The organism is Thiomicrorhabdus chilensis DSM 12352 (genome assembly GCF_000483485.1).
Lineage (GTDB): Bacteria > Pseudomonadota > Gammaproteobacteria > Thiomicrospirales > Thiomicrospiraceae > Thiomicrorhabdus > Thiomicrorhabdus chilensis.
Genome location: NZ_KI519609.1, coordinates 1,969,046 through 1,994,244, shown reverse-complemented (window position 1 = coordinate 1,994,244; position 25,199 = coordinate 1,969,046). Strand labels below are relative to the sequence as shown.

The 25,199-nt window shown below is 50.9% G+C and carries 26 protein-coding genes; 11 read left to right on the top strand and 15 right to left on the bottom strand.

Annotation, left to right across the window (positions count from 1 at the left end; all coding sequences use genetic code 11):
- Positions 1–2: 2 nt before the first annotated feature.
- The 4 genes from B076_RS0109500 to B076_RS0109485 all read right to left on the bottom strand — a co-directional run bounded on the left by B076_RS0109500 (position 3) and on the right by B076_RS0109485 (position 3,952).
- Positions 3–1,376 carry a mannose-1-phosphate guanylyltransferase/mannose-6-phosphate isomerase gene (locus B076_RS0109500; RefSeq protein WP_028487103.1) on the bottom strand — a complete coding sequence of 458 codons (1,374 nt, stop codon included), beginning with the start codon at positions 1,374–1,376 and terminating at the stop codon, positions 3–5.
- 101 nt (positions 1,377–1,477) lie between these two features.
- The gene (locus tag B076_RS0109495) at positions 1,478–2,215 is read right to left on the bottom strand and encodes an SDR family oxidoreductase (RefSeq protein WP_028487102.1); all 738 of its coding nucleotides are present in this window, start codon (positions 2,213–2,215) and stop codon (positions 1,478–1,480) included.
- A 4-nt stretch (positions 2,216–2,219) separates the two neighbouring features.
- Positions 2,220–3,551 carry an FAD-binding oxidoreductase gene (locus tag B076_RS0109490; RefSeq protein WP_028487101.1) on the bottom strand — a complete coding sequence of 444 codons (1,332 nt, stop codon included), beginning with the start codon at positions 3,549–3,551 and terminating at the stop codon, positions 2,220–2,222.
- Entirely contained in the window at positions 3,548–3,952 is a 405-nt protein-coding gene (locus B076_RS0109485) for a GtrA family protein (RefSeq protein WP_028487100.1), read from the bottom strand. The genes B076_RS0109490 and B076_RS0109485 overlap by 4 nt, the downstream gene beginning before the upstream one ends.
- Before the next feature lie 152 nt (positions 3,953–4,104).
- Here B076_RS0109485 and B076_RS0109480 point away from each other — a divergent pair, with 152 nt between their 5' ends.
- The 3 genes from B076_RS0109480 (at position 4,105) to B076_RS0109470 (ending at position 7,132) form a co-directional block, all read left to right on the top strand.
- A complete protein-coding gene (locus tag B076_RS0109480) occupies positions 4,105–5,055 on the top strand; it encodes a decaprenyl-phosphate phosphoribosyltransferase (RefSeq protein ID WP_084205754.1) in 951 nt (316 codons plus the stop codon).
- A gap of 1 nt (position 5,056) precedes the next feature.
- Entirely contained in the window at positions 5,057–5,500 is a 444-nt protein-coding gene (locus B076_RS0109475) for a divergent PAP2 family protein (protein WP_028487098.1), read from the top strand.
- Between the two features lie 96 nt (positions 5,501–5,596).
- The gene (locus tag B076_RS0109470; protein ID WP_157753550.1) at positions 5,597–7,132 is read left to right on the top strand and encodes an ArnT family glycosyltransferase; all 1,536 of its coding nucleotides are present in this window, start codon (positions 5,597–5,599) and stop codon (positions 7,130–7,132) included.
- Between the two features lie 31 nt (positions 7,133–7,163).
- Here B076_RS0109470 and epmB read toward each other — a convergent pair whose 3' ends face one another.
- Positions 7,164–8,111, bottom strand: coding sequence for an EF-P beta-lysylation protein EpmB (gene epmB, locus B076_RS0109465; protein WP_028487096.1), 948 nt, complete (start codon positions 8,109–8,111; stop codon positions 7,164–7,166).
- A 193-nt stretch (positions 8,112–8,304) separates the two neighbouring features.
- Here epmB and efp point away from each other — a divergent pair, with 193 nt between their 5' ends.
- Together efp and epmA are read left to right on the top strand one after the other, a co-directional pair.
- Entirely contained in the window at positions 8,305–8,871 is a 567-nt protein-coding gene (gene efp, locus B076_RS0109460; RefSeq protein WP_028487095.1) for an elongation factor P, read from the top strand.
- Between the two features lie 16 nt (positions 8,872–8,887).
- A complete protein-coding gene (gene epmA / locus B076_RS0109455; protein ID WP_028487094.1) occupies positions 8,888–9,868 on the top strand; it encodes an EF-P lysine aminoacylase EpmA in 981 nt (326 codons plus the stop codon).
- A 97-nt stretch (positions 9,869–9,965) separates the two neighbouring features.
- Here the strand turns inward: epmA and B076_RS0109450 are convergent, their stop codons facing one another.
- Positions 9,966–10,589: an FMN-dependent NADH-azoreductase gene (locus tag B076_RS0109450; protein ID WP_028487093.1), complete on the bottom strand. Its 624-nt coding sequence runs from the start codon at positions 10,587–10,589 to the stop codon at positions 9,966–9,968.
- Positions 10,590–10,903: 314 nt separating this feature from the next.
- Between B076_RS0109450 and B076_RS0109445 the strand changes: the two genes are divergently transcribed.
- Together B076_RS0109445 and B076_RS0109440 are read left to right on the top strand one after the other, a co-directional pair.
- A complete protein-coding gene (locus B076_RS0109445) occupies positions 10,904–11,542 on the top strand; it encodes a glutathione S-transferase N-terminal domain-containing protein (RefSeq protein WP_028487092.1) in 639 nt (212 codons plus the stop codon).
- On the top strand, positions 11,542–12,018 hold the full coding sequence (locus B076_RS0109440) for a ClpXP protease specificity-enhancing factor (protein WP_028487091.1): 477 nt from the start codon (positions 11,542–11,544) through the stop codon (positions 12,016–12,018). Before B076_RS0109445 ends, B076_RS0109440 begins: the two co-directional genes overlap by 1 nt.
- Positions 12,019–12,038: 20 nt before the next feature.
- Here B076_RS0109440 and mvaD read toward each other — a convergent pair whose 3' ends face one another.
- The 6 genes from mvaD to B076_RS0109410 are packed head-to-tail and all read right to left on the bottom strand — an operon-like array spanning position 12,039 to position 18,514.
- Positions 12,039–13,097, bottom strand: coding sequence for a diphosphomevalonate decarboxylase (gene mvaD / locus B076_RS0109435; protein WP_028487090.1), 1,059 nt, complete (start codon positions 13,095–13,097; stop codon positions 12,039–12,041).
- A gap of 34 nt (positions 13,098–13,131) precedes the next feature.
- Entirely contained in the window at positions 13,132–14,124 is a 993-nt protein-coding gene (locus B076_RS12660) for a mevalonate kinase family protein (RefSeq protein WP_051347291.1), read from the bottom strand.
- Positions 14,111–15,148, bottom strand: coding sequence for a mevalonate kinase family protein (locus B076_RS0109425; protein WP_028487089.1), 1,038 nt, complete (start codon positions 15,146–15,148; stop codon positions 14,111–14,113). The genes B076_RS12660 and B076_RS0109425 overlap by 14 nt, the downstream gene beginning before the upstream one ends.
- Before the next feature lie 44 nt (positions 15,149–15,192).
- Positions 15,193–16,356, bottom strand: a complete 1,164-nt coding sequence (locus tag B076_RS0109420) for a hydroxymethylglutaryl-CoA synthase (RefSeq protein ID WP_028487088.1) — start codon at positions 16,354–16,356, stop codon at positions 15,193–15,195.
- Positions 16,357–16,410: 54 nt separating this feature from the next.
- Positions 16,411–17,424, bottom strand: coding sequence for a type 2 isopentenyl-diphosphate Delta-isomerase (fni, locus tag B076_RS0109415; RefSeq protein ID WP_028487087.1), 1,014 nt, complete (start codon positions 17,422–17,424; stop codon positions 16,411–16,413).
- Between the two features lie 25 nt (positions 17,425–17,449).
- Positions 17,450–18,514, bottom strand: a complete 1,065-nt coding sequence (locus tag B076_RS0109410) for a hydroxymethylglutaryl-CoA reductase (protein ID WP_028487086.1) — start codon at positions 18,512–18,514, stop codon at positions 17,450–17,452.
- A gap of 161 nt (positions 18,515–18,675) precedes the next feature.
- Between B076_RS0109410 and B076_RS0109405 the strand changes: the two genes are divergently transcribed.
- Positions 18,676–18,954, top strand: coding sequence for a peptidylprolyl isomerase (locus tag B076_RS0109405; protein WP_028487085.1), 279 nt, complete (start codon positions 18,676–18,678; stop codon positions 18,952–18,954).
- A gap of 117 nt (positions 18,955–19,071) precedes the next feature.
- On the opposite strand, the gene B076_RS0109400 is transcribed toward B076_RS0109405, so the two are convergent.
- The 3 genes from B076_RS0109400 to B076_RS0109390 form a co-directional block, all read right to left on the bottom strand.
- Complete coding sequence (locus B076_RS0109400; RefSeq protein ID WP_028487084.1) at positions 19,072–20,406, bottom strand: alanine/glycine:cation symporter family protein; 1,335 nt, start codon at positions 20,404–20,406, stop codon at positions 19,072–19,074.
- 21 nt (positions 20,407–20,427) lie between these two features.
- Positions 20,428–20,766 carry a DUF3392 domain-containing protein gene (locus B076_RS0109395; protein WP_028487083.1) on the bottom strand — a complete coding sequence of 113 codons (339 nt, stop codon included), beginning with the start codon at positions 20,764–20,766 and terminating at the stop codon, positions 20,428–20,430.
- Between the two features lie 119 nt (positions 20,767–20,885).
- Positions 20,886–21,461: a YSC84-related protein gene (locus B076_RS0109390; protein WP_028487082.1), complete on the bottom strand. Its 576-nt coding sequence runs from the start codon at positions 21,459–21,461 to the stop codon at positions 20,886–20,888.
- Between the two features lie 307 nt (positions 21,462–21,768).
- Between B076_RS0109390 and B076_RS0109385 the strand changes: the two genes are divergently transcribed.
- The 3 genes from B076_RS0109385 (at position 21,769) to B076_RS0109375 (ending at position 25,158) form a co-directional block, all read left to right on the top strand.
- The gene (locus tag B076_RS0109385; protein ID WP_028487081.1) at positions 21,769–22,365 is read left to right on the top strand and encodes a LemA family protein; all 597 of its coding nucleotides are present in this window, start codon (positions 21,769–21,771) and stop codon (positions 22,363–22,365) included.
- 41 nt (positions 22,366–22,406) lie between these two features.
- Positions 22,407–24,368, top strand: coding sequence for a M48 family metallopeptidase (locus B076_RS12655; protein WP_051347290.1), 1,962 nt, complete (start codon positions 22,407–22,409; stop codon positions 24,366–24,368).
- Positions 24,369–24,513: 145 nt separating this feature from the next.
- A complete protein-coding gene (locus B076_RS0109375) occupies positions 24,514–25,158 on the top strand; it encodes a 2OG-Fe(II) oxygenase (RefSeq protein WP_028487080.1) in 645 nt (214 codons plus the stop codon).
- The last annotated feature ends 41 nt before the right edge of the window (positions 25,159–25,199 follow it).

Below are 25,199 nucleotides of genomic sequence, written 5' to 3'. Positions count from 1 at the left end.
TCTCAGGCACGTCCGTAATTGTCTTCGAAGCGGATGATGTCGTCTTCACCGGTGTATTCGCCGACTTGGGCTTCAATTAAAATCAGGTCGAGTTGTCCGTTGTTTTCCAAACGGTGTTTTTCGCCAATCGGGATGTAGGTCGATTCATTGGGGCGCACCAGTTGCGTTTTGTCGCCCACGGTGACGGTGGCGGTGCCGGAAACCACGACCCAGTGCTCACTGCGGTGCAGGTGCTTTTGCAAGCTCAATCTTTTACCGGGCTTGACCACGATGCGTTTGATTTTATATTTATCTTCCGACTCCAGCACCGTGTAGGTGCCCCAGGGGCGATGAGCGGTTTGGTGAATCATCGGCAGTTCGCTGCCTTGTCGTTTGAGCAAATCAACCACCTGTTTGATTTTCTGACCCGAACCTTTGGGCGCGATCAATAGCGCGTCATCGGTGTCGATCACCATCAGGTCTTCAACATCGACCAGCGAAATCAGTCTGTCCTGTCCCAGGATCAGGTTGTTTTTGGCGTTGAGCAAAACGCTGTTCTCAGTCTGGGTATTGCCGTTTTCATCGCAGGGCAACTCTGCGCTTAGGGCTTCAAAACTACCGACATCGCTCCAGCCGATATCGCTGGGCACCACCTTGACATGTTGGCTTTTCTCCATGACCGCATAGTCGATGCTGTCTTCCGGAATCGCCTGCATGGCGTCTGTTGGAATGCGCAGAAATTCACCTTTCTCAGTCTGTTCAAAGGCTTGTAGACAAGCGTCATACATCTTCGGGGCATGCTGTTTCAGCTCTTGCAAGAATACACCGGCCTTAAAGCAGAACATGCCACTGTTCCAGTAGTAGTTGCCTTTTGCCAGATAGGATTCGGCCACGGTTTGATCGGGTTTTTCCTTAAAGGAAAGTACCTGGTTTCCATCCGCCTCAATGTAGCCAAAACCGGTTTCCGCATAGTGGGGTTGGATGCCGAACGTCACCAATTGATCCTGTTTGGCCAGTTTGACGGCCTGAGTCACCGCCTCTTCATAGGCGGCCTGGTTTTTAATCAAGTGGTCCGAAGGGGTGACGAAGACCAGTTCTTCGGGATCGAGCGCCAGACAGGAGAGGGCGATGGCCGGAGCAGTATTGCGGCCCATTGGCTCGAGTACAAAACGTGGCGTGCTCTTCAGATTCAAGGTCAGCATCTGGTCAAGGGCCAGAAAGTACTGTTCCTGATTGGAAACAATCAAAAAATCGTCGCAAAAGTTCTGGTTGCGATCCACGGTTTTCTGGAACAGGGATTCGCCGGAAAACAGCGGTACAAACTGTTTGGGAAGCAGAGTGCGGCTAATTGGCCACAAACGCGTTCCGGAGCCGCCACAGAGTATAAGGTTAATCATTCGGTCTCACTTGTTCCCAGCTGAACTGGATTGTCTATCAAATTATGGACATCATTGTACCGTATTTGCCTGAGGCTGTCGGTGCATCCTCCGCACTCCTGTTAGAGCTTCATTTTTTTGAAAATGAATTCGGGAATGTTGCGGATAATCAGCATAATCCAGCGCCAGAAAAAAGGCGTGTAGAGTGTATTGCGCTTGCGTTCAACGGCTTTGACGATGCTGTTGGCGATGGCTTGGGGGTTGGCCCACAGAGGCCCTTTGGGAAAGTCAGCCGTCATCGGCGTATCGACAAATCCAGGTTTGATGTCAAGCACATGCACGCCTTTCGGGTAGAGGCGGTTACGCAGCCCTTGCAGGAAAATCGAGAGCATGCCCTTAGCGGCACCATACACATAATTAGCTTGGCGTCCACGGTCGCCAGCAACACTGGTGATGACCGCCAGGGTTCCCCAGCCTTGCTGTTCCATTTGATTGGCAAGCAAGGTCAGCAGTGAGATTGTGCTTACGGCATTGGTGTTGAGTTCGCGCAAAGTGGTGGAAACTTGTTGCTGACAGGCCTGCTGATTTGGCAGAGAACCGTGCGCAATCAAAACCAGGTCGAGGCGGCCGAGTTTGGTATAGGCTTTTTCCAGAACCGAAGCATGGCTGTCAAAGTCGTTGACGTCCAGACGTAGAAAATCGGCCTCATGGGCACCGCGAACGTTGGCGTCGTTGCAAATGAGTTGCAGTTTTTCTTCATCACGCCCCAAAAGCAGCAAATTGGATCCTTGTTGGGCGTACAGTCGAATGGTCTGTTCCGCAATGGCCGAGGTCGCGCCGATGACTAAGATATTTTTCATGAATTTACAGTCCTAAACGTTGTGATTGCAGTGAGTTGAAAACGCGATCCGCACCATATTGGTGACGAACTTCCTGGAATGTCTGCCACTGGGGGTAGCTCTGTTTGAAAGTCGCTTCCGACATGCGGGCATCTTTGGTCAGATAAAGCCGACCGCCATAATCGAGCACGATGCGGTCGAGTTTCTCCAAGAAGCTGAACAAGGTGGCGTCAATTTTAAAGTCCAAAGCCAAGGTGTACCCTTCGGTCGGAAAACTCAGGTAATGGTCGTTGGCCTCACCGAAGGCTTTCAGTACCGCCAGAAATGAGCCGCGTTTGGATTCGGCAATGGCTTTCAGTATGCGGGTCATGCCCTCCAGGCCTGCTGATTTTGGCAGGACGAACTGATATTGGGTGAAACCGTTTTTACCGTAGAGCCGATTCCAGTTACGGATGCCGTCAAGCGGATAGAAAAAAGGTTCGTAATGCAGGCTGCTCTGGGCGTGGGTTTGGGTGTGTTTATGGTAGTAGAGGGTGTTGAATGCCTGAATCGAGTAACGGTTCAATAGCAGACCGGGCATGTTCAACGGTACATTGAGTTTACTGTCGCGGTGGGCTTGCAGCTCGCCGTCAGTGGCGTGCTCGCCCAACATCAGCAATGAACGCCCCAATTTATCACCGGTTGACAAGCAGTCAATCCACGCCACCGAATAGGTTGCGGAATCGTGTTCTTCGAATAGAGCCAAAGTCTCGGCCAAATTGGCGCTTTTGTAGCTGCGTTGTTGAATGTAGGCACTTTCGATGGGAATCAGTTTGAAACGGGCTTGCAGGATCACACCGGTCAACCCCATGCCACCGCAGGTGGCGCGAAACAGTTGAGCTTTGTCGTCAGGCGAGCAGGTCACCACCTCGCCGTTTGCCAGAGCCAGGGTCAATTGGGTGACATGCTGGCTGAAACAACCATGCACATGGTGGTTTTTGCCATGGACATCGCTGGCGATGGCGCCGCCGACAGTGACGAACTTGGTGCCGGGGGTGACCGGCAGAAACCAGCCGCGCGGCACAAAGATCGCCAGCAGTTCGGCGAAGCTGACCCCGGCGGCGCACTCCAGTTCGCCGCTGTCGGCATTAAACGCCATATAGTGGTTCAGATGTTCGGTTTGCATCACCTGTTCGGCCAATGCGCTGTCGCCGTAACTGCGTCCCAGTCCGCGGGCGATTAGGGAAGGCGAGTCATCCAACGAAGAAGAGTGGGCTAAGTGTTCACTGATGCCGCGTTTTGAGTGCGGCGTTAGCCGTTCAGTGAGTTGTTGTGGATATTGCCCCCAGCCGGATAACATGGATTTACGCGTATTCATAATGATTTCCTATGGATAAACACGAATCGTTTGTCGAGCTGATATTTGATGTAGTAGCCGATGGCCAGACCGATGATGCCGCCCAGATAACGCATCTCCTTGCTGTTGAAGAGCGCGTCGAAACCGAACTCAAAGCCCCAGAAAATAAGCGTCGTGACGATGCCCATCAGGCTATATAGGTAGAAAGTACGCGTGTCGTGCTGTAGGTCGGCGGTCTGGTATTTGAAAATGTATTTCTTGTCGAGTCCATATTTGACGACCAGACCCACTGCGGTGCCGACCAATACCGAGAACACAACGGAATAGGCACCGGAGTAGATGCGGATACTTAAATCCTGGCTGAGGATGTTGGCGACGGTGGCGATGACCGCGAAAATCGTGTAAATTAGCGCAATCTTCACGGTTTTGGGCAACTTGTTTTAGGTCTGTCCAACTGAATGCGAAAATATCGCGCTCTAGGTCGTGTTAGGAGTCGCGTTAGGGATTGGATTGTTTTTTCCAAGATAGGCGCCTTTTGAAATAGGTCAAACAGGTTTGAGGTTTCAGTAATTTGATGAATTCTAACACTAATCAGGTCGCTAATAAATTGGATTCCGACTCCGATACATCAACGCTTTCGGCCTGCGCACCGGCTTCTTCCGAGAGACCTGTTGTTCTGGGGCTGATCCGTTTGATGCGGCCGCGTCAATGGATCAAAAACGCCTTTGTCTTAGCGCCTTTAATCTTTGCCGGCCTGTTTTTGGAACTCTATGCGGTGAGTCAGGCATTGCTTGCCTTTGTGCTGTTCAGTTTGGCGTCGTCCGCCACCTATATCATCAACGATCTGCGTGACATCGAGGAAGACCGCAAGCATCCGGTTAAATCGATTAAACGTCCGCTGGCGAGCGGTTGGGTCAAGCCTGTTCACGCCTACCCTCTATTAGCCGGTCTCTATGCGGTATTAATCGGTGGCTTTTTTGTACAGCCAGCGGTCATGGGGGTGATTGTCAGTTACCTGTTGCTGAACCTGGCCTATTCCTATTGGCTTAAATATCAGCCGGTGTTGGACATTTTCACCATCGCCATCGGCTTTGTGTTACGGGTGTATGCCGGCGCCATGGCAATCGACGTGCCGGTATCGTCGTGGATGTTTGTCACCACCTTGAGCTTGGCATTGTTTTTGGCCGCCATCAAACGCCGTCAGGAGCTGACTTTAAGCGGTGAAGCGGGGCGCAAGGTACTTAAAATGTATTCGGTCTCAATCGTAGATAAGTTTGCCGAGATTTCCGCGACCGGTGCCTTGCTGTTTTACAGTTTTTTTGTGATGTCGGCGCGCCCGGAACTGGTCGTGACGGTACCGTTTGTGCTATTTGGGCTGTTCCGTTATTGGTATATCGTGGAATTTCTGGGGGAGGGCGAATCGCCCACTGATGCACTTTTGACCGATAAGCAGTTGATGCTGACGGTGTTGGGTTGGGTGTTGGCTTCGCTGTGGGCCTTATGGCCAACCGGTATGGGGGCTTGAGATGGAGTTGACCTATTTATTGACCCCTTTTTTCGCTTGGTTGGTGGCCGGCATCAGCAAGTTTTTGATCAACAGCCTGCGGGCTAAAAAGCTGGCATTCGAACTGATCGGTTACGGCGGCATGCCCAGCAACCATAGCGCAATTGTCAGCAGTGTCGCTGCGATTGTGGCTTTTCGTGAAGGCATTGAGCATCCGGCTTTTGTGGTGTCATTGGGGCTGGCGTTTGTGGTGATGCTGGACGCAAGCAGTTTGCGACGCCAAGTGGGCAAGCACGCCACCGAAATCAATCGTTGGAATGCCCGTCAGTCTGCTCAGCATGCTTCGGAATCCGACAGGCCTGTGTTGCGAGAGCGCATGGGGCATTCCAAAGTCGAAATCTTGGCGGGCATTCTCGTCGGTATCGGCAGTGCTTGGGTGATGAATTTTCTGAATTTGACCCTTTGACGGTCACCCTTTTGTCCAGTCTGCCGTCAAGATGAAGCCGAATGTTAATTTGTCACGGCATTAACACCGAATAACCATTGTTTGAAAGGAAATCGTTTGACCTCTTCCTCCCGTTTTTCCGCCGATTTAGCCCCGTTGTGGGCAGGCCTGTCCAATCTTGAAAAACGCCTGTTTTGGGTGTTTGTGGTTTTAAAAGCGGCGTTGCTCATGTGGATTCCGCTGACCGGCGATGAAGCTTATTTCATTCTTTGGGGTCAGGATGTATCGCTTGGCTATTACGACCATCCTCCTGCGGTCGGCTGGATGCTTTCCGTGATGGGGCTGGTGGCCGACAACCTCTACTGGTACCGCTCTTTTGCCTTTATGGCTTCGGCGGCCATCGCTTTGGTACTCTACGGTTTGTTGACGCTTGACCCGCAGGCCGATAAAAAAACCGCGTTTTATGTGGCCATGGCGTTTTTCGTCTCGCCGGTGTCGTTGATGTTTGTCATCACCGCCAACGACACCGTGTTGGTGTTTTTCGGCCTGGTCGGCGTTTATGCTTTTGCCCGTGCCTTGAGCGCGCAATCGATCGGTTGGGCGTTGATTGCGGGTCTGTTTTTGGGCATGGCGTTCTTATCCAAATACTTCGCCGCCTTTATGTTGACAGGCCTGCTCATTTTCAGTGTGGTGAATTTCCGGCGTTATGGCTGGAAAATCCCGCTGGTGGCCGCTTTCATCGTTCTGTTGTTTGTGGCGGAAAACCTCTATTTCAATTACACACACTGTTGGAACAATATTCTGTTCAATTTTTTTTCCCGTACCCGCGAGAGCCAGGTAGACCCGGTTAACGTCATGCTCTATCTGGGAATGCTGGTATTGATGTTGTCACCGTTGGGGGTCTATTATGCGGTGCGTTATGCGCAATTCTCACCATTCAAGGCCGGCTCCTTGACGCAGCCAGCCCTTCAGTTGGCTCTGTATGCAGGCCTGCCGTTATTGCTGGTGTTGGTGTTGGTCAGTCTTTCCAATCCGATCGGCTTGCATTGGCCGTTGCTATCGATTCCATTGCTTTACCTGCTCTACGTCGGACTTAACCCCGCGCGATTAAAATCCCTTTATGTGTTTAATGCGTTATCTTCGATTCTCATTGCGGCTACACTCTTGGCACTGGTACCGTTTGTCGAACAGGTTTTGCCCAAGTCCCAGAAGTCGCAGGCGGCCATTTATACGGAAACGCAAAAAGTGTGTGCTTTATTGCCGCAACAGAGGTTGTTTACCTTGGATTACAGCAGTCAGTCAACTCTGGCCTATTATTGCGAAAACGACGACATCCATGTCTTCATGAGCCACTCCAAGTACGGACGTGAAGACGATAAAAAAATCGATTTCAAAGCCTTGAACGGTCAGGACTTGACTCTGTTTGTGAGCCGAGAAAAGGATCTGAAAAAAGTGGCCGAATATTTTTCCGATCTGGCCGTCAAACCGATTCAGCCGATTGAAGGGGTGACTTATTATCTGGTCACAGGCAAAGGCTTTGATTATGCCGCCTATCGAAACAAAATCTTAAAGCCGGTTTATGAGCAGTATTACACTGCGCCGGACTGGTTGCCCGAGGCCGAATGTCGCTTTAAACAGAAATACAATTTCTAGCGTATCGGCAGGGCTTGGCTTGTTCCAAACCTTACAGCGGAGTTTTGTGCGCTTCGCCGGCATTTTCCTTGACCAGTTTCGGCACCAGATAGCCCGGCAATTTCTCCAATAGCGTTTGACGTAAAGCCAGTGCCTCTTGATTGGGCACTTCGAAATGCGCCGCCCCTTCAACCCGATCCAGCTGGTGCAGGTAGTAGGGCAATACGCCTTGAGCAAAAAGAGTGTGGCTGAGTGTTATCAGTGTTTCGCTGTCGTCGTTGATTCCCTTTAAGAGTACGCTTTGGTTTAACAGATGGAAACCGGCCTGGCGGTATGTTTGCAGCAACTCGGCGGTAAATTGGCTGAGTTCGTTTGCATGGTTGCAGTGCAGCACCAGCACCTTGTTGAGTCGGCTGGTTTGCGCCCATTCCAGAAGTTTGCCGCAAGGTGCTTTGGAAGGCGCCACAATCGGCGTACGCGAGTGGATTCTTAAGGTCTTGATGTGCTCGATCCGCTCGATTTCTTTGATTAAGCCGAGTATCGCAGCTTCCGACAAGCTGAACGGATCGCCGCCGCTGAGAATTACCTCATGAATCGTGTTGTCCTCTGAAATCTGTTGCAAAGCCGTTTTCCAGTGGCGTTGATTGATTTGCTGTTCGTAAGGGAAATGTCGGCGGAAGCAGTAGCGGCAATGGATGTCGCATTTCGGGCTGGCCATCAGCAATACCCGTCCGTGGTATTTATGGATTAGACTGGGGGTCGGGTTGGCCTGCAGATCGCCTACCGGATCCCGGTTGAAGTCGCTGTGAATCACCGCTTCTTCAGCCACCGGCAGAATTTGCTTGAGCAGCGGGTCATCAAGTTGTCCGGGTTGAATCCGGTTGATGAAGTCCTGCGGTGCCTTGAAAGGAAATTCATTTTCGCGGACGCGTGAATCCTGCGGATCAATCGCAAGAGCGTTGCAAAGTTGGTTCAGTTTGGATAACGGTGTCTGGGTCATGCGCTCAACGGAAGTGCCATTACGGGTTCTTTAATAACGTCTATTGTGGTTTTTTCAGCGTCGCTTTTACGTCTCGGCGCTTTTAAGTTAAAATAGGCGGATTTATTTTTATCTGTATCCGTATGAAGGTCAAAGACACGCCATGGATGCAGGTTTCAATTCACTATTTTAAGGCAACAGCTTAGGTAAAGATATGGCATCGTATAGCACAAATGAATTTAAAGGCGGTTTGAAGTTTTTGATGGACGGTCAGCCTTGTTCGATTATTGAAAACACCATTGTTCAGCCGGGAAAAGGCCAAGCCTTCAACCGTGTCAAATACCGTAACCTGGTCACCGGGCGTGTGCTTGAGAAGACGTTCAAGTCGGGTGAGAAGGTCGAGGCCGCCGATGTCATCGATACGGAATTGCAATATCTTTACAATGATGGTGAACACTGGCACTTCATGGATCCGGAAAGTTTTGACCAGTATCAGACCGAAGAAGCGGCTGTAGCCGATGTCAGTAAATGGCTGACGGAACAGGATATGTGCACGGTGACGCTGTTTAACGGACAGCCGATTTCGGTGACACCGCCTAAGCAAGTTACTTTGGAGGTGGTTGAAACCGATCCCGGCCTTAAAGGTGATACCGCGGGTACCGGCGGTAAGCCTGCAACCTTGAATACCGGTGCGGTGGTTCAGGTTCCTTTGTTTGTGCAAATCGGTGAGAAAGTCATCGTCAACACCGAAAAGGGTGAGTACGTCTCGCGTGCCAAATAAGGCGGATTCAACAGACATGACTGTATCGTCTGATGTTTCGGTGGCGGAGACCTTAAAAAAACGCTCGCAACTCTTAAAAACGTTGCGGGCGTTTTTTTATGCCCGTTCGGTCACCGAGGTGGAAACCCCAATCTTGTCGAGCGCGGCCGTGCCGGATGTGCATCTGCACAGCCTGTCCACCCAGGTGCGTATCCCGGGAGAAGCTGAAAAACAGTCTTTTTATTTGCATACCTCACCTGAATATCCGATGAAACGCTTGCTCTGCAACGGAAGCGGCGATATTTTTTATCTGGGCAAGGTGTTTCGTGATGGTGATTTAAGTCCGCGCCACCAGGTGGAATTCACGATGCTCGAGTGGTACCGATTGGGCTTTTCGATGTTTGATCTGATCGACGAGGTGATCGGATTGCTGCAAACCGTGTTGAACAAGCAATGCAAAGTGGAACGTCTCTCTTATCGTGAGGCTTTTCAAGCCTATGCGGATATCGAAGATATTTTCACTGCGACCGCGGCTGAATGCCGGGCCTGTCTGGCACGTTTTAAGGTGCCGGAAGTGCTGGGGGTGGAAGAGGATGACAAGGCGCTCTGGGAGCAGCTGGTGTTGACTGAGGTCATTGAGTCTCGGCTTGGACGCGATGGCATCACGGTGCTTTATCATTATCCGGCTCGGGAGGCGGCTTTGGCGCAGATCTGCGTGGAGGACTCTATGCAGGCGGAGCGTTTTGAGGTGTTTGTCAACGGTATGGAGTTGGCAAATGGTTACCATGAGCTGGCTGATTCCGAGACTTATCAATATCGATTTGAAGCCTCATTGCAGCAGCGCGCAGAATGTGGCTTGCCGGCTGTGCCGCTGGATAAGCGCCTGTTGCAGGCCTTGGCGCAAACTCCTTTGCCGGATTGCAGCGGCGTAGCACTGGGGGTGGATCGATTATTTGCATTGCAGCAAGGCCTGGGGGATATTCGACAAGGCATGGCTTTTGGATTGAGAGACGTCTAGTCTGTCAACGCCTTAGTGTCTATGAGACGATTGCAAGACAATTAAAAAAGGGCGAAGGGGTCGCCCAAAAGTGAGGAGTCGGTCGTGCTTGTTCAGCTTATTCATCGTGTTGATTGAGTATGGATTGGATAGTCTGTTTGGCCTGTTCGAGGCTCTGTTGCTGTTTTTCCTCTCCCATCGCCATACCGGCGGCTTCAATAAAATGCGGAGAATCGATGCCGTTAAAGCCCAATACGGTTTTCAGATAAGGCGTCACAAAATTCATCGCGTCCATCGGTGGCTGGGTGTAATCGCCACCGGAGGCGGCGATGACCACGGTTTGAGTTATCTTGAGCAAGCCTTCCGGCCCGTTTTCGCCATAGCGGAAGGTTTCTCCGACTCGCGTCACCATGTCGATGTAGGTTTTGAGATGAGAAGGAATGCCGAAGTTATACATCGGAGTGCTGATGAGCAAACAGTCTGCGCTTTTGAGTTCGTTGACGAAATGGGTCGATTGCTCCAGTAGTTGATGTTGTTGGATGTCTCGATCTTGTTCCGCGGTGTACATGGCCTGAATGAAGGCTTCATCAATGTGGGGAAGGTTCAAACGGCTGAGATCATGATGCTGAACCTGACCTTGCGGATGTTTGGCCCGCCACGTTTGTTCAAATAAATCCGCCAGTGCTTTAGAGTGGGAGCCTTGAGACAAGGCGCTGGCATCGATGCGAACGAGGTTTGACATATTTGGTTTCCTTGCGTGAATGGATATTGATCTTGAGTTGTAACAAGTTTAAGAAAAAAACCGTTTAAGAAAAACGCACAAATAGACAAAACAGTGTTGCCAATTTGGCACCAATAAAACTCTGTAAAGTTGGCTGATAATAAAAGAACCACCAGGCCTGCTGGTTTTTTATTGTGGTTTTTTGGAGTGACATCAGGGACTTGACAAGGGGTGTATACTAAATAAGGTTCCTGTGTTTGTTTATAGTCGGGAATTTATAAAATTAAAAAACTCTATTTTTATTCTGATTTATTGCTTATTTAGGAGCACGTTTCATGTCTGATATTCCAATTACTAAACGTTCGGTAATGGTGCTGTTTTCCGATTCCAAGAGTCCAAGTTCTCATCGCGTACGTTTAGTGGCAAAAGAAAAAGACATCCCTTTGGAGATCATCTCGGTGGAAGAAGGGAATTTGCCGGAAGATTTGTTGGAGTTAAACCCATACGGCACCCTGCCTACTTTGGTTGACCGTGATTTGGTTTTGTATGACCCGCAAGTCATCATTGAATATCTGGACGAGCGTTTTCCTCACCCTCCGCTGATGTCGGTCGATCCGATTTCAAAAGCGCGTTCTCGCCAGATGTTGCGTCAGATCGAGAAAGAGTGGTATCCGCTGGTTGAGACCATCAGCAAAAGCGAAAATGCCGATGAGGTTAAAAAGGCGCGTCGTGACCTTCTGGAGCGTTTGATTCAGCTGATTCCGGTGTTTGAACATAAGCCTTATTTCATGAATGAAGAGTACTCCTTGGTTGATGTCAGCATGGCGGTGTTGCTATGGCGTTTGTCCTCTCTTGGAATTGAATTGCCAAAATCCGCCAAACCGATTTTGGATTATGCGACTAAGGTACTGGAAAGAGAGACCTTTAGTGAAAGTTTGTCCGATGATGAACTCGATATGAGAGATGTGATTTGATGATTTCCAACCGTCCTTACATCATTCGAGCCATGTATGAATGGATTGTGGATAATGATTGGACACCACATATGCAGGTGGATGCGCATTATCCGGGCATTCAGGTGCCACAGCAGTTCGCTCAGGAAGGCGTGATTGTATTGAATGTGGCACCGAGCGCCGTGGTGGGGCTGGAAATGCAAAACGACTGGTTTTATTTCAAGGCACGCTTCCAAGGAATTGAGCAGGAAGTCGGCTTCCCGCCGGAGGCGGTCTTGGCGATTTTTGCCCGTGAAAACGGTCAAGGTATGCCGTTCCCCGCCGAGCCTTATCCAGAAGAAGCAGACGATAAGTCAACAGATAAACCAGGATTGGCGGCGGTCAAAAGCGATCACTCATCCACTCCTGCTGGCGCTTCGTCCGACAAAACCTCTGGCAAAACCACTGATAAGGTTAAAGGCGACAAAAAGAAACCGACCTTATCGGTGGTTAAATAACGCTACTATATCAGCTTTGTTTAAGGAACCTCTGATTCGATCAGAGGTTCCTTAAAGGGCTGAATTACCTCCAATTCCGCAAAGGCCTGCTCGATTGCAGGCTTTTGCGTTTCTAGAAACAGCAATTTCAGGTTTGGACCCGCATCCATTGTGAAATATACCGTCACACCTTGCTGACGAAGTTGCCAGATGGTGTGCATAGCGGCCACCGATTCTGGCTGCCAGTACAGAATCGGTGGCCAAGTGGCAATCATGGTGGCGTGCATGCTTAAGGCATTATGTTCGGCGGTCTCTCCCAAAAGGGTGAAATCTTTATCGGTGATCGCCTGTTGAATCTTAAGCACGTCTTTTTCGGCCTGTTGTGGCCAGGTCTGGTAGAGTTCGCAGGTGTTGACGGTCTGCTGCATGCCGGCAGTCGATCCCACCGACTTCTCGCCGATATCGATTTTCAATAACCCAATGCACAGTTCCGGCCAAGAAGTCTCAATGGCTTCGGCATAGCTGTCCATGCCGTCGTCGCGTTCCCCTTTATGCCAGATTGCAAAGCCGGGATAAAGCGAACGGCTGGCGCTGCCGCTTCCCAGACGCGCCAGTAGAGACAGCTTTTTCGGCTGAAGTTGCCATTGAAACAGGTCGTTTAAGGCTAATACTAAGGCCGCATAACCCGAAGCAGACGAAGCCAAACCGGCTGCAGTGGGCACGCTATTCAGGGTATCTACATGAAACATAGTGTGGTCATTGGGACGGAAATAGTCTAGAAAACCGCTCAGGCGTTTGGCAAACGGATGGTGCGGCTCAAGCAGTTGATCGTTCAATACGATTTGATCCTGTTGGCCTTCCGTCAGGCTCAAATCGGTCTGAGTGCCCAGTCCGGGCAAACTGATGGAGACGCTGCCGTTGATCGGCAGGTTCAATGTGGTTTCACGTTTGCCCCAGTATTTGCTTAGGGCGATGTTCACCGGCGCGGCACCAAAACCGCAGGCCTTGGCCGGTTTGAGTGCGGAGTCTTGTTGGCTGTGGCCGATGATCCGGTCAACAAAGGCTTGAGGGCTGAGGCTGGCTTGGGTTTCAAAAGGCATAGTTCGGGTTCTTATAAAAAAGTGGTCGGTAATGTTAATTTAATGTCTCGGTAGTTGCACCGTGGGGGGTGAGTTCCACCTCGATATGCTGATATTGCTCCAGAAATCGACGGTTTTTCTCAGGACAATCACTGAAGTCCCCTATGCCCAGCAGACAGTCTCCAAGTCCGGATCCGGAAATTTTACAGGCCTGTATGCTTGAACAGTCACGCATTTGATAAAGGATCTGAGAGAGGGTGGCATCGCTTACCCCAAGTGATTCCATCAGTCCTTGATAAGCTTCAAGCAGTTGGTAAAAACTTGGCATGTCATCTTGCTGTAAGGCTTCATAGGCGTTTCGAGTAACTTCCCCCATGACTCGATACAGCTGGTTTTGCAAATCGCTTTGTGTCTTCCACTTTTCCGAGACCCGTTGCAGCACCTCGGCGGTGGGGGTTTTATAGCCGCTGTAAATTAGGCTAAGCGGCATCTTGGCCGCCAGCTCAGGGTTCAATTCAGCGATTTGCGTGCTGTGCTGTGAATTTCCCGGTTGGAATAGAATCAAGCCGCCGCTCAGGCTGGCCGCCAAATCGGTTCCTGAGCCGCGTCCCTGAATGTTTTGGATAATGCGAAGGCCTTCATCAAACAAAGTGAGTCTGTCGAGCTTTTGCTGGGTAATCCGGTTCAATCCGTGCAGGCTCGCGGCCAATACAGCCGCAGAACTGCCCAGTCCGATGGTGGACGAAAACCCGCTGCGGATATGGATGTGCAGGCCGTGTTGCAAAAATGGAGCAAAGACCCGTAACGCCTGTATCACAAAGCGTAGCTTCGGGTGTTCCAAGTCTTCCAGGGCCGCATGTTTGAGTTCTTCCAGAGTAAATTCATAATTGGCCAAAGCAGATTCTATGCACACGGTGTCGTCATCATTGGCCTGCCATTCGATTTCGATGAATTGATTCACCGCGCAGGCCAAGGCAGGTTCACCATAGACCACACTGTGTTCCCCCAGCAACATGAGGTTGGCGGGTGCGCGACTAAGCCAGTTCACAGTGGACTCCTTGGGTTTGGATTTTGAGGGCTTGTGTGTGATATCCATGTGCTTCACAGAATTCATAAGGAGAGTCTATGCTCAGGCAGAGTAAGACGCCTGCACTGTCACCTTCAACGCTACCGGCACCACAGACTTTCACAGCCGCATTGAGTTGTGTTTCCAGACTCTGTATAAATGACTGTATGCTTTGAGGCACTACGCCGATCCGACATAAGAGTTGATGATTGAAACGAATCGCTTGTTGCAGTTTGGCAAAATCCTGCTGTAACCAGGCCTGCTCAATTTCAGCAGTAGTTTGGGTGAACGCCTGCCAGAGCTGGGTATCGTTTTGATGGTGTCGTTTTACCCATTCAACGCATTCTCCGGTGGCACTGGATGGTTTTCCGGTATCAATCAGCCAGGCTTTGAAAGGGTGGGGTTCAAGCACTTCAATGGGGTTGTCCATTTGGTATTTGAGCAGGCCGCCTTTTAGGATGGTCGCCGGATCAATGCCGCTGGAGCGGCCATGTTGATAGGCTTCGATTTGCGCGGCGAGATCCAGTAAGGCTGTGTCATCTAGTTTTGTGGCTTGTTGTGTCTGTACCGCCTTTAGAACAGCCAGAATGACTGCAGCGGAAGATCCGAGGCCACGACCAATGGGCGCATCAGATTCAATTTTGAGTTGCCAGTCAGCGCTTTCAATCGGTTCGATCTGATGTAGCAGATACAGCGTGATGAGAATCAGGTCGAATGGTGACTTTAGAACGTCGTGAATGGCGATTTCGCCTTTTGAAAAAGACTGGAAACGCTTTTTGATGGTTTCGGAAAACGCTTGCCATTGTTGGAATGAAAATTTCTGCTTTTGATCGAAATCTGCAAGCGTGATTTCAAAATGCCCGGACGGATTGGCGGAATGCTTAAAGCGATCAAGAGTGCAGTGGGTTTCGAGGTCAATCGCCATGCTCAAAGCCGGAGTGCCGTAAAGCACGGCATGTTCTCCACAAAGGATCAGTTTGGAGGGTGCGACACAGCGTGTTGTCATCTGCGATTTTCCCTTAGGGTTGACCTGTCTCTGGTGGATTGGAGTCAGAGGGTTTGGTAATAGCGTTTGTGGTCTTTGATGCCTGCCAGGCGGTAAGGACCTTTATTATGGCGTTCAAACTCGATGTTTTCGACTTCGTCATCGACCTCGTGATAAAACGCCAGGTACTCGGCATAAGTTAAGGGGTGGCGTTGTTCGATCTGCTTGCGGTGGCTGGTGCTCATTAAAACTTTCTCATAGCCAGGTTGCATCAGACCGGTAAAAAATTCGGCAACACAGCCGGAACCGTAACTGAAAAAACTGACACGGCGGTTAGCCATGTTCTCGTTCAGATTGTCGAGCAGAGAGCAGAATCCGACAAACAGCGATGCGCTGTAACTGTTGCCGACAATGCGGTTATAAACTTGGCTGGGCAAGGTCTGTGCCTTGAATTCCTGCGGGCTGAGTTTGACTTTGGCCACCTTGGCCAAGGTTTGGTGGGCCTTGTCCGCCATTTTGGTGAACGGAATGTGGTAGCAGAAGTGTTGAATATCGTCAAAGGTACGTCCAGTCTCTTCGGTAAAATGCTGCCAGGCCTGTTTTAAGCTGTGAAGATACACTTTGGTGGAATATTTTCCGTCCACCAGTGCGGTTTTACGCTGATTTGGGCGCCAAAAATCCATGACATCCTCGGTGTGATAACCAGAACCGGGTTCGATGGCGATGATGCGTGGAGATTCGGTCACCAACATGGCCACAGCACCGCATCCCTGAGTGGCTTCACCCGAGGTGTCAACGTCGTATTTGGCGATGTCGGCGGCAATGACCAATACTTTTTCTTTGGGATTGGCACGCACCATGGTGGTGGCCATCTGCAAGGCCGCTGCACCCGAATAACATGCGTGTTTGAATTCAATAACTCGGCAGCGTGAAGATAGATTCAATAAGCCGTGCAGGAAGACACCGGCGGATTTCGACTGATCGACACCGGATTCGGTTGCGAACAGAATTGCGGTGATACTGTTTTTGTCGATCTGCTCCAGAATCGGAGCCGCCGCTTTGGCTGCAAGACTCACCACATCCTCATCCGGCGGGGCGATTGACATCTTCTCCTGCCCAATCCCGATGTAAAATTTATCAACGTCGATGTTTTTTTCTTCAGCGAAGGCATCAAGCCCCAAATAGTAGTCTGAAGTGGAGAAATGGATTAAGTCTATGCCTACATTCATATTCAAAGCAGAATCTTTATGTTTTGTTTGTTGTTAGTGGCGCTGCAAGCCCGGTTAAGGGAGAACGAGTCCAGTGTTTAAATGTAAGGCGTCTGAATTTGCCACGCCCAACAGAAATTGCGCGGTAGCGAACTCCTGCTTAAATTGTTCAATTTTGTCGATTACAGATTGGCTAGAATCCAATGCGGGGGCAAGCAACGGCGCCGCAATCCCGCACAACCGACCCCCCATTATAACAGCTTTTATCATATCCATGCCGTTTCGTATTCCGCCGCTGGCAATAAAGTCGGCCTGATTCTGGTAGGGAGCCGCAAGCTTTAAGGATTGCAACGTAGTCAGTCCCCAGTCTTGAAACAGGAAGCCAAGTTCATTACTGGCGCGATGTGCTTCGATACGGCTCCAGGATGTGCCGCCGCGTCCGGCAACATCGAAATGGCGAACTCCGGCCTGCAACCCTAGTTCGATGTCGGCAGGCGACAGGCCGCAACCGACTTCCTTGAGTATCACCGGCACCTCCAGCGACTCCACCAGCTGTGCAATTTTATCGGCGAGTTGGGTAAAGTTGGTGTCGCCTTCCGGTTGAATGACTTCCTGTAAGGGATTCAGATGCAGGTAGAGTGCATCCGCCTGTAACGTTTCGACCGCACGTTGCGCCTGTTCCAGTCCAAAGCCGTAATTCAATTGCACCGCGCCAATATTGGCAATCAATGGAACGGTGGGGGCGTATTGGCGTAATTTGAAACTCTCCCCGGCGGCTTGGTCCTGAATCATGGCACGTTGCGAGCCCACCGCCATCGGAACCTGGCAGGCTTCCGCGGCCTCGGCCAGATGTTGATTGATCTGTTGCAGGTTCTGTGCCGCGCCGCCGGTCATGGAGGCGATCATCAAGGGAAAGGCGATTTTATGGCCCAAAAATTCGCTTTGGGTGTTGATTTGGGCAAAATCGAGTTCCGGTAGCGCGCGATGCATCAGTTTGATGTGATCAAATTCGCTTTGCTGGCGCTCAACCTGAGGATCATTGAGCACTGCATCGATGTGGTCCTGCTTGCGTTGGGTGATTTGGCTCATATCAGACTCTAATTGGATGATAGGGTTAGGCGTTGGCAGAACGTTCGAGTTTGATGTGTGCCGCCATCAATTCTCCCGGGTTGGTTTGTGCAGCCAATAAGGAGAGTTCGCCGCAAAGAGCCGTGGCTCCGGCGATGCAGGCCAAACGTCGTGCGTTGGCTCCGGGCTCGACATCCGGGTTGGCGCATCCGAGTTGTTGTAGGTTTTGCACAACAAAATCCAAGCCTTTGCCGTTGCCGATGCTGCCGACAATCAGATTGGGCAGGGTGGTGGAAAAGTAGAGCTCACCTTCCGCATTCACTTCAACATGGTTGATCGCCTGCGATCCTTCGACAATATTCGCGGCATCCTGTCCGGTGGCCAGATAAAAGCCCAGAAGCATATTGGCGACGTGGGCGTTGGCCGTGCGCAAACCTCCAGAGACGATGCTGCCGATCAGGTCTTTTTTGATGTGCAGGTCAACAATCGCCTCGGGGGTGGTTTTCAGATAACGTTGACAGAGTTTGCGCGAAATGGTGGTTTCACACACCACATATTTCCCCCGACCCAAAATGCCGTTGACCGCGGACACTTTCTTGTCGGTGCAATAATTGGCCGAGATGGAGACGTAACTCAAATCCGTGTATTCGTCCAGAATCCAGGGGATGAGTTGGTCGGCCGCATTGGTGACCATATTATGACCGGAAGCGTCACCGGTGGTGAATTCCAGACGCAAATAGATCAGGTTGCCGACCACTTGATGGTGGGTGTCGATCAGTTTGGCAAAGCGGCTGGTTTGCGCCACCACCTGTTGCAGATCTTCCTGGCGTGATTCAAGTTCTTTTAGCCTCAAAGCGGCAATGCCGGCATTAGGGGCTTGCAGCAAGATGGAACGGGTCATGCGCTCGTCCACCACGGTCACGCGAATGCCGCCCGCTTTTGCCGAAACCCTTGCGCCGCGTGCGACCGAAGGCCAAAGAGGGCTCTCATAGGTCGCCATGGGTACCATCAGGTCATCGGCTTCGACATCGCCAATCAATTTGAAAGGGCCCACTGATTCCATTGGAATCGAGGCATACGCGTTGTTGCAAGTTTGAGTCGGTTTTTTCATAGGCGTTATTATAAATGAGCCGGTGTCGATCCGTCACAAAAAAGCGGAAAGGGATTGAAAATCGGTTCAATGTCACTATATTGTGTGTATCTTTAATGGTTTTAAGTAACCATTCAAAAAGACAGTACTTGTTTACTTGATACTCAACAAAGGAAAAATTTATGACGTTAGCAACCGCCCGACATATTTTGGTGGATACCGAAGAACAATGTAACGAGCTGAAAGAGCAGATCGCCAAGGGTGCGGATTTTGCGGATTTGGCCAAGCAGCACTCCAATTGTCCATCGGGGCGAAGTGGCGGTGACTTGGGTCAGTTTGGCCCGGGCATGATGGTGCCGGAATTCGACAAGGTAGTGTTCAGCGCTGAGGTTGGGTCGGTTGAAGGGCCGGTTAAAACCCAGTTTGGTTATCACCTATTGGAAGTGACCAGCCGCAGCTGATCCTACCCGAGAAAATACTCAGGCGAGATGAACTTGGCCTGAACAAATCGAAACCCAAAACCGGCAGGCCTGTCGGTTTTGGGTTTTTTTTATGCCTGTATTTTTTAAATACAGGCGTTATCTGTTTTGGCTGAGTTTGATGATAATTGGGGAGAGCACCAGCAGGGCGATCAAGTTGGGGATCGCCATCAGTGCATTGAGCACATCGGCAAGAATTAATACCGTGTTGAAGTAATTGGACAGGGCAGCCCCTGCAAACACTGCCAGAACCCAGAGTACCCGATAAGGGGTGATAACGGAGGTGCCCGCCAGATATTCGGCGCAACGCTCGCCATAATAACTCCAGCCGATTAGGGTGGTGAATGCGAACACCGCCAGACCCAGTGCGACGACCACGGCTCCGAAGTCCGAATCCAATCCGGTGGCAAACGCCAGTGCGGTTAACGGGGAGCCGGTCTCACCGCTCTGCCAGACGCCGGTGACCATAATCACCAGAGCCGTCATGGTGCACAGGATGATGGTGTCGATGAAGGTGCCGAGCATGGCGATGTGACCTTGATGAACCGCATTTGAGGTTTTTGCGGCGGCGTGAGCGATGGGGGCGGTTCCCAGTCCGGCCTCGTTGGAAAAGATGCCGCGGGCCACGCCAAACTGAATTGCCAGAATGATGCTGGCACCAGCGAACCCGCCGGCCGCCGCACTGCCGGTAAAGGCGCTGCTGACGATGGTGGAGAGCGCGCTGGGCACTTCTTCGATATTGACGCCGAGAATATAGAGCGAAAAAGCAATATAAATAATCGCCATGACCGGCACCAGCGCCGTGGCGGTATGTGCGATGCGTTTGATGCCTCCGAACAACACCAGTCCCACCAAGCTCATCAAGACGATACCGGTGATTTGATTATCGACGCCGAAGGCGCTCTCCATGGCGCCGGCTACCGCATTGGCCTGAACCATGTTGCCGATTCCGAAGGCGGCGATGGTGCCGAACAGGGCAAAGGCAAAAGCCAAAGGTTTCCATTTTTCGCCCATGCCGTTGCGGATGTAGTACATGGGACCGCCCACGTGGCGCCCATCCTCATCGACTTCACGGTATTCCACCGCCAATAAAGCTTCGCTGTATTTGGTCGCCATGCCCACTAGAGCGGTGATCCACATCCAGAAGATTGCGCCAGGGCCGCCAATGAACAAAGCCGCGGCCACGCCGGCGATGTTGCCAGTGCCCACGGTCGCCGCCATAGCGGTCATCAAAGCGCTGAATGGGCTGATGTCCCCTTCTTCTTGTGAGCGGCGTCCTTTCCATAACAGGCTGAAAGCATAAAACAGGTTGCGCAAAGGCAGAAAACGCAGCCGAATCGTCAGATAAACCCCTGTGCCGAGCAATAAGATCAGCATGGCAGGCCCCCACGCCCAACTGCTGGCGGTGGATAATAGTTGGTTGAGGTATTCCATTAAACAATTCCTATGGCTGTGTTAAATCATGCCTTTGCGCTGAGCGCCCAGGCCAATCAGATAAAATCCGCCGATGATGATGATCGGTAGCCAGGCGTCATTGACATCTCTTAGCAGATTGACCAATAAAGGCGTGATGAATGAGGTGATGAAAGCGAAGCCAAACGCGCAGAAAAGAACAAACAGGGTGATTTTAAGAAAAAATTGCAGAGAGCCTATTTGACGTTTGACCACCTTGACAATGTCATCGCCATAAATGACCAGTAGCGTGGCGGCCATGGATAGGCCGATTTGGCTTAAATAAGGTTTCATCCAGCCGGCCAGCAGGCTCAAGAAGTCGCTAACAAAACTAAAGTCCATAAAATGCTCTTGTTGATGAAGGGTTGAAATATTGGCGCGCGCATTTTTGCGACATTACGCTAAACGGGGGAGTTAAATCCTAAAAAAGGGCTTGAAAGCCCTTTTTATTCAGATTCAGGTCATTCACCTTTTGGCGTATAACCAAATTTCTGACCGGCGATAGAGGCTTCATACATCAAACCGCCTTTGATGATAATGAAAGTGGCCATGCCTTTGTAGTATTCGCCGGCTGATTCGTTGCTGTCTTGCGTCAGGCCACCTGATGCACTGACCCCTTTGGTGGAGGCTTCAGCGGTCGCCCCTGCGGTGATGACCGCAGCCGATGCTTGTGCGGAGAATTCGAAGCTGCCGCTGGTGAATTCATCAAAGGCACGTTTATCCTTGAAGAAAATGATTTGGCTATAAGCTTGACCGCCCAACTGAAAGCCGAAACTCAATTGCGTTAGAGAGGCATCACCAACGTGTTTGAGACCTCTGTAAACGCGGCCTTCTCCATAGGCGCCGCCTATGCCAATACCGGCTTTACCAACAGTTGGAAATACCGCAAAACCGTAGGCGTCTTTGAAAAAGTCTTTGGATTGGTTGGCTTTATGAAAACGGTTGACGGTGTCGTTATAGGTGTCGGCTTGTGCGACGGGCACTAACAGAAACCACGATGTCAGAGCAATGATAATGTTGCGTGTTAAGGTATGCATATCAAATCCTCGTTCGATTGTTTAATTGAGTTTTGGCCTATGTTAGCAAAAAATCCCAACTTCTAGGCGCTTAGTGATACAGACCATTATAGAGCTTTTTTGGCCAGCCAAAACCCTTGGGGATAAAATACGTCAAAATCAGCACCTATGAAAGGTGTTTTATATAGATAAAATACACCGAAGCCATTCTGATTAACGGATATTTCTTGTATAGTTATTTTTAGATTTAACCCGTTTGGACAGGCCTGCTCGTTTTGGAGTGGGCGTGTCGGGGGATTCAGGTCATCAAGCAGAGAGAGGCAATAATATGGGCACGGCAATATGGGTGGTTTTGGGAATAATACTGGTTGCGATCATCTATTTGATCAATATTTACAATACCTTGGTCAGTTACCGGAACCGGTTTCAGAACAGTTTTGCACAGATTGAGGTTCAGCTTAAACGCCGTTATGACCTGATTCCCAATTTGATTGAAGTGGCTAAAAAAGCCATGACACATGAACGCGAAACTCTCGAGGCCGTTGTGACCGCACGCAATGAGGCGGCCGCTTTTTTAAAGGCCGCCGCCGCCAATCCGGGCGAGGCTTCGGCGATTCAGCATCTTTCCCAGGCGGAAGGCCTGTTGGGCGGAGCCTTGTCGCGCTTGAATGTGGTGATGGAAGCCTACCCTGACCTGAAAACCAATCAGAATATGATGCAGTTGACTGAAGAGTTGAGCACCACCGAAAATCGCGTGGCGTTTGCCCGTCAGGCTTTCAATGATGCGGTGATGACCTATAACACCTACCGACAGAGCTTCCCTCCAATCCTGTTTGCAGCTACCTTTGGTCATCCTACGGATGCCGAACTGCTGGAATTCGCCGACAGCGAACAGATCCAGCAGGCCCCCAAAGTAACATTTTAGAACGATGAAACCGGGCCTGAACAAGTTGTTGTGATACTGCCATGAACTTTTTTGTCTCCCAGGATCGGGCGCGAAAGACCACACGTTGGTTGGTCGTCCTCTATGTATTGGCGTTGTTGGCGCTGACCACGGTCAGCAGCTGGGTGCTGGTGTTGTTATTGCGCGGCTTGGGCATGCATGAGCTGCCTCCTCATGGCGCACCGTTTTATGCTCTGTCTGAGCGCGATTGGCTGGTGTTTTTAGGGGTGGCGGTATTTGTGGTCGCCGGTGCTTTGATCAGCTCTTATATTAAGGGACGTGAACTCTCCAAAGGCGGAAGAACCGTGGCCTTGTCGCTGGGAGGGCGTAAAATCCCGCCCAACACCGCAGACTTCAATGAACGCAGAATCCTGAATGTGGTGGAGGAGATGGCCATCGCATCGGGCATGCCGGTGCCGGAAGTCTATATCTTGCCGGAGGAGACCAGTATCAATGCCTTTGCGGCGGGTTTGACGCCGACCGATGCGATCATCGGCTTGACTCGGGGAGCGATTGAAAAGCTTGATCGTGCCCAGCTTCAAGGCGTGGTTGGGCATGAATTCAGTCACATTCTCAACGGTGATATGCGTTTGAATATTCGCCTGATTATGCTCATCACCGGGATTGAATTTGTTGGCCTGCTCGGTCGTATCTTCACCCAGTCAGCCCGGACTTCGCGGCGTGGTTTCTCCTCGCGTCGCCGTTCGGGCGGGGGTGGAGCCGCAGCGGTGGTTTTGGCCGGCGTGGTGCTCCGTCTGCTTGGCTGGTTTGGTGTTCTGTTCGGACGCATCATACAAGCGGCCGTGAGCCGTCAGCGTGAATTCCTGGCCGATGCCTCGGCGGTGCAATTTACCCGTAATCCGCAATCGGTGGCCGATGCGCTTAAAGTCATTGGCGGCGATGTTTACGGATCCCGCATACGCAAATCCGACGTCTCTCAGGTGACCCATCTGTTTTTCGGACAGGCTTTCACCACCCACTTCAATTTCCTTTTCGCCACCCATCCTGCGTTGGAAAAACGTATTCAATTGCTTGATCCGACTTGGCGGGGAGAGTACTTGAAGCCTGCCGTTGTCGAGGTGTCGGACAAGACAGAAGCTCAGAAAAACGAAGACAAAAAACAAGAATTCATGCAGACGTTGGCGACCACCGCGGTGCTCATGGAACCGCTTGCGGGAGAAAGCCTAAAACATAGTGAGGCGGACGATAAATTTCGAAAGACGCTTTTGATGCAGATTGAAGAGCCGACTGAAGCCATGGCATTGGTGCTAGCCGTATTGCTGAACGCTGATGCAAGAAGCCAGAATGGCATGCACTCGAACACTGCGTCTGAATTTGAATTGTCCATCCAAGCGGTTATCGATGAGTACGGTTTTCAAGGATTGGAGCAAGCCTTGAAAAAATCCCTGGCGATGGTGCACAAGGTTGAGTTGCAGGCGCGCTTGCCCCTGGTTGAAAGGGCCATGCCAGCTCTTAAAGAACTGTCCGAAGCTCAATACGGGCGTTTTAAAGCGCTCATGGACGGCCTGATTCAACTTGATCATAAAGCGGATGTGTTTGAACAGACTCTCTACCGTTTGGTGACACGTTTTCTGGATGTGCATTTCGGTTTGGTTTCGCCTTACAAGGTGCGCTATCGAAGAATCCACGCCGTCAGTGTCGAAATCCAGTTGGTGATGTCGATGCTGGCCGATTACGGCCACGCAGATGATTCACCGTTGCAGGCTGAACTGGCTTATCAGCAAGGCATGCAAGTAGTGGGTTTGTCTTCCATAGAAAGGGCTCAGACGACTCATTATACGCCCACTGATTTTGATCACGCCGCCGAGAAGTTGGCGCACTGCTCCTTGGTATTAAAAGAACGTATTGTGCAGGGGTTATTGGCTTGTGCGCACGCCGATGGACGTTTAGCCGAGGTTGAACGCGAGCTGATTCTGGCGATCGCCGCGACCATGGATGCGCCGATTTCTCGATTGAAGTTATGATCCTGCCGTTTTATGCAAAGCACAGCAAATGGCTTTCAGCTGGCCAAGATAGTAGTCCTGCTACTTTATTGAATCTCTTGTTTATTTTTGTTGCTAAAACATAGGCTTGCCCCCATAATTCGCGCACTTAACATGAGGCGTGCGTATGGCACTGGAAATAACCCCCGATATTACGGAACAACTGTTGGATGCCTTGGTTTGTCAGGGTTGGTTTGAGTGGCCGCATGCGGTGACCGACGAGCTCTGTCAGGCCTTACTGGACGAAGTGCAATTTTATGACGAAGAGGGAGCCTTGCAAAAAGCCGGCATCGGCCGCGGTCAGGTTCATCAGCTCAATCAGGAGATCCGCCGGGATCAGATAAAATGGCTGAACGGTTCCACCTTAGCGCAGACGACCTATCTGCAACAAATGGCCCAGCTGCAGTATCAGCTTAATCGAGCGCTGTTTCTGGGGTTGTTTGAATATGAATCGCATTTTGCCCTTTATAAATCCGGGGACTTTTATAAAAAACATCTTGATAGCTTTCGTGGCCAAGCCAATCGTATGGTGACCACGGTGCTTTATCTGAATCCTAACTGGCAGTCTGATTGGGGCGGAGAGTTGGTGATTTATGATGAGGCATCAAGCTGTCAACTCGCAGTGATTACCCCTGAGATGGGTAAGCTGGTGGTGTTTATGAGTGAGCAGATACCGCATGAAGTTCTACCAACCCGAAAAGAGCGAGTCAGTATTGCCGGCTGGTTTCGATGCAACAACAGCATTGGCGGGAATATCGATCCGGCTTTGTAAATTCGGTGTCTACTCTGAATCTTCTCTAAAACGGGCAGGCC

Coding starts and splice junctions, on each gene's coding strand:
- B076_RS0109500 (WP_028487103.1), bottom strand. CDS start 1,376: ATGATTAACCTTATACTCTGTGGCGGCTCCGGAACGCGTTTGTGGCCA.
- B076_RS0109495 (WP_028487102.1), bottom strand. CDS start 2,215: ATGAAAAATATCTTAGTCATCGGCGCGACCTCGGCCATTGCGGAACAG.
- B076_RS0109490 (WP_028487101.1), bottom strand. CDS start 3,551: ATGAATACGCGTAAATCCATGTTATCCGGCTGGGGGCAATATCCACAA.
- B076_RS0109480 (WP_084205754.1), top strand. CDS start 4,105: ATGAATTCTAACACTAATCAGGTCGCTAATAAATTGGATTCCGACTCC.
- B076_RS0109475 (WP_028487098.1), top strand. CDS start 5,057: ATGGAGTTGACCTATTTATTGACCCCTTTTTTCGCTTGGTTGGTGGCC.
- epmB (WP_028487096.1), bottom strand. CDS start 8,111: ATGACCCAGACACCGTTATCCAAACTGAACCAACTTTGCAACGCTCTT.
- efp (WP_028487095.1), top strand. CDS start 8,305: ATGGCATCGTATAGCACAAATGAATTTAAAGGCGGTTTGAAGTTTTTG.
- epmA (WP_028487094.1), top strand. CDS start 8,888: ATGACTGTATCGTCTGATGTTTCGGTGGCGGAGACCTTAAAAAAACGC.
- B076_RS0109450 (WP_028487093.1), bottom strand. CDS start 10,589: ATGTCAAACCTCGTTCGCATCGATGCCAGCGCCTTGTCTCAAGGCTCC.
- B076_RS0109445 (WP_028487092.1), top strand. CDS start 10,904: ATGTCTGATATTCCAATTACTAAACGTTCGGTAATGGTGCTGTTTTCC.
- B076_RS0109440 (WP_028487091.1), top strand. CDS start 11,542: ATGATTTCCAACCGTCCTTACATCATTCGAGCCATGTATGAATGGATT.
- mvaD (WP_028487090.1), bottom strand. CDS start 13,097: ATGCCTTTTGAAACCCAAGCCAGCCTCAGCCCTCAAGCCTTTGTTGAC.
- B076_RS0109425 (WP_028487089.1), bottom strand. CDS start 15,148: ATGACAACACGCTGTGTCGCACCCTCCAAACTGATCCTTTGTGGAGAA.
- B076_RS0109420 (WP_028487088.1), bottom strand. CDS start 16,356: ATGAATGTAGGCATAGACTTAATCCATTTCTCCACTTCAGACTACTAT.
- fni (WP_028487087.1), bottom strand. CDS start 17,424: ATGAGCCAAATCACCCAACGCAAGCAGGACCACATCGATGCAGTGCTC.
- B076_RS0109410 (WP_028487086.1), bottom strand. CDS start 18,514: ATGAAAAAACCGACTCAAACTTGCAACAACGCGTATGCCTCGATTCCA.
- B076_RS0109405 (WP_028487085.1), top strand. CDS start 18,676: ATGACGTTAGCAACCGCCCGACATATTTTGGTGGATACCGAAGAACAA.
- B076_RS0109400 (WP_028487084.1), bottom strand. CDS start 20,406: ATGGAATACCTCAACCAACTATTATCCACCGCCAGCAGTTGGGCGTGG.
- B076_RS0109395 (WP_028487083.1), bottom strand. CDS start 20,766: ATGGACTTTAGTTTTGTTAGCGACTTCTTGAGCCTGCTGGCCGGCTGG.
- B076_RS0109390 (WP_028487082.1), bottom strand. CDS start 21,461: ATGCATACCTTAACACGCAACATTATCATTGCTCTGACATCGTGGTTT.
- B076_RS0109385 (WP_028487081.1), top strand. CDS start 21,769: ATGGGCACGGCAATATGGGTGGTTTTGGGAATAATACTGGTTGCGATC.
- B076_RS12655 (WP_051347290.1), top strand. CDS start 22,407: ATGAACTTTTTTGTCTCCCAGGATCGGGCGCGAAAGACCACACGTTGG.
- B076_RS0109375 (WP_028487080.1), top strand. CDS start 24,514: ATGGCACTGGAAATAACCCCCGATATTACGGAACAACTGTTGGATGCC.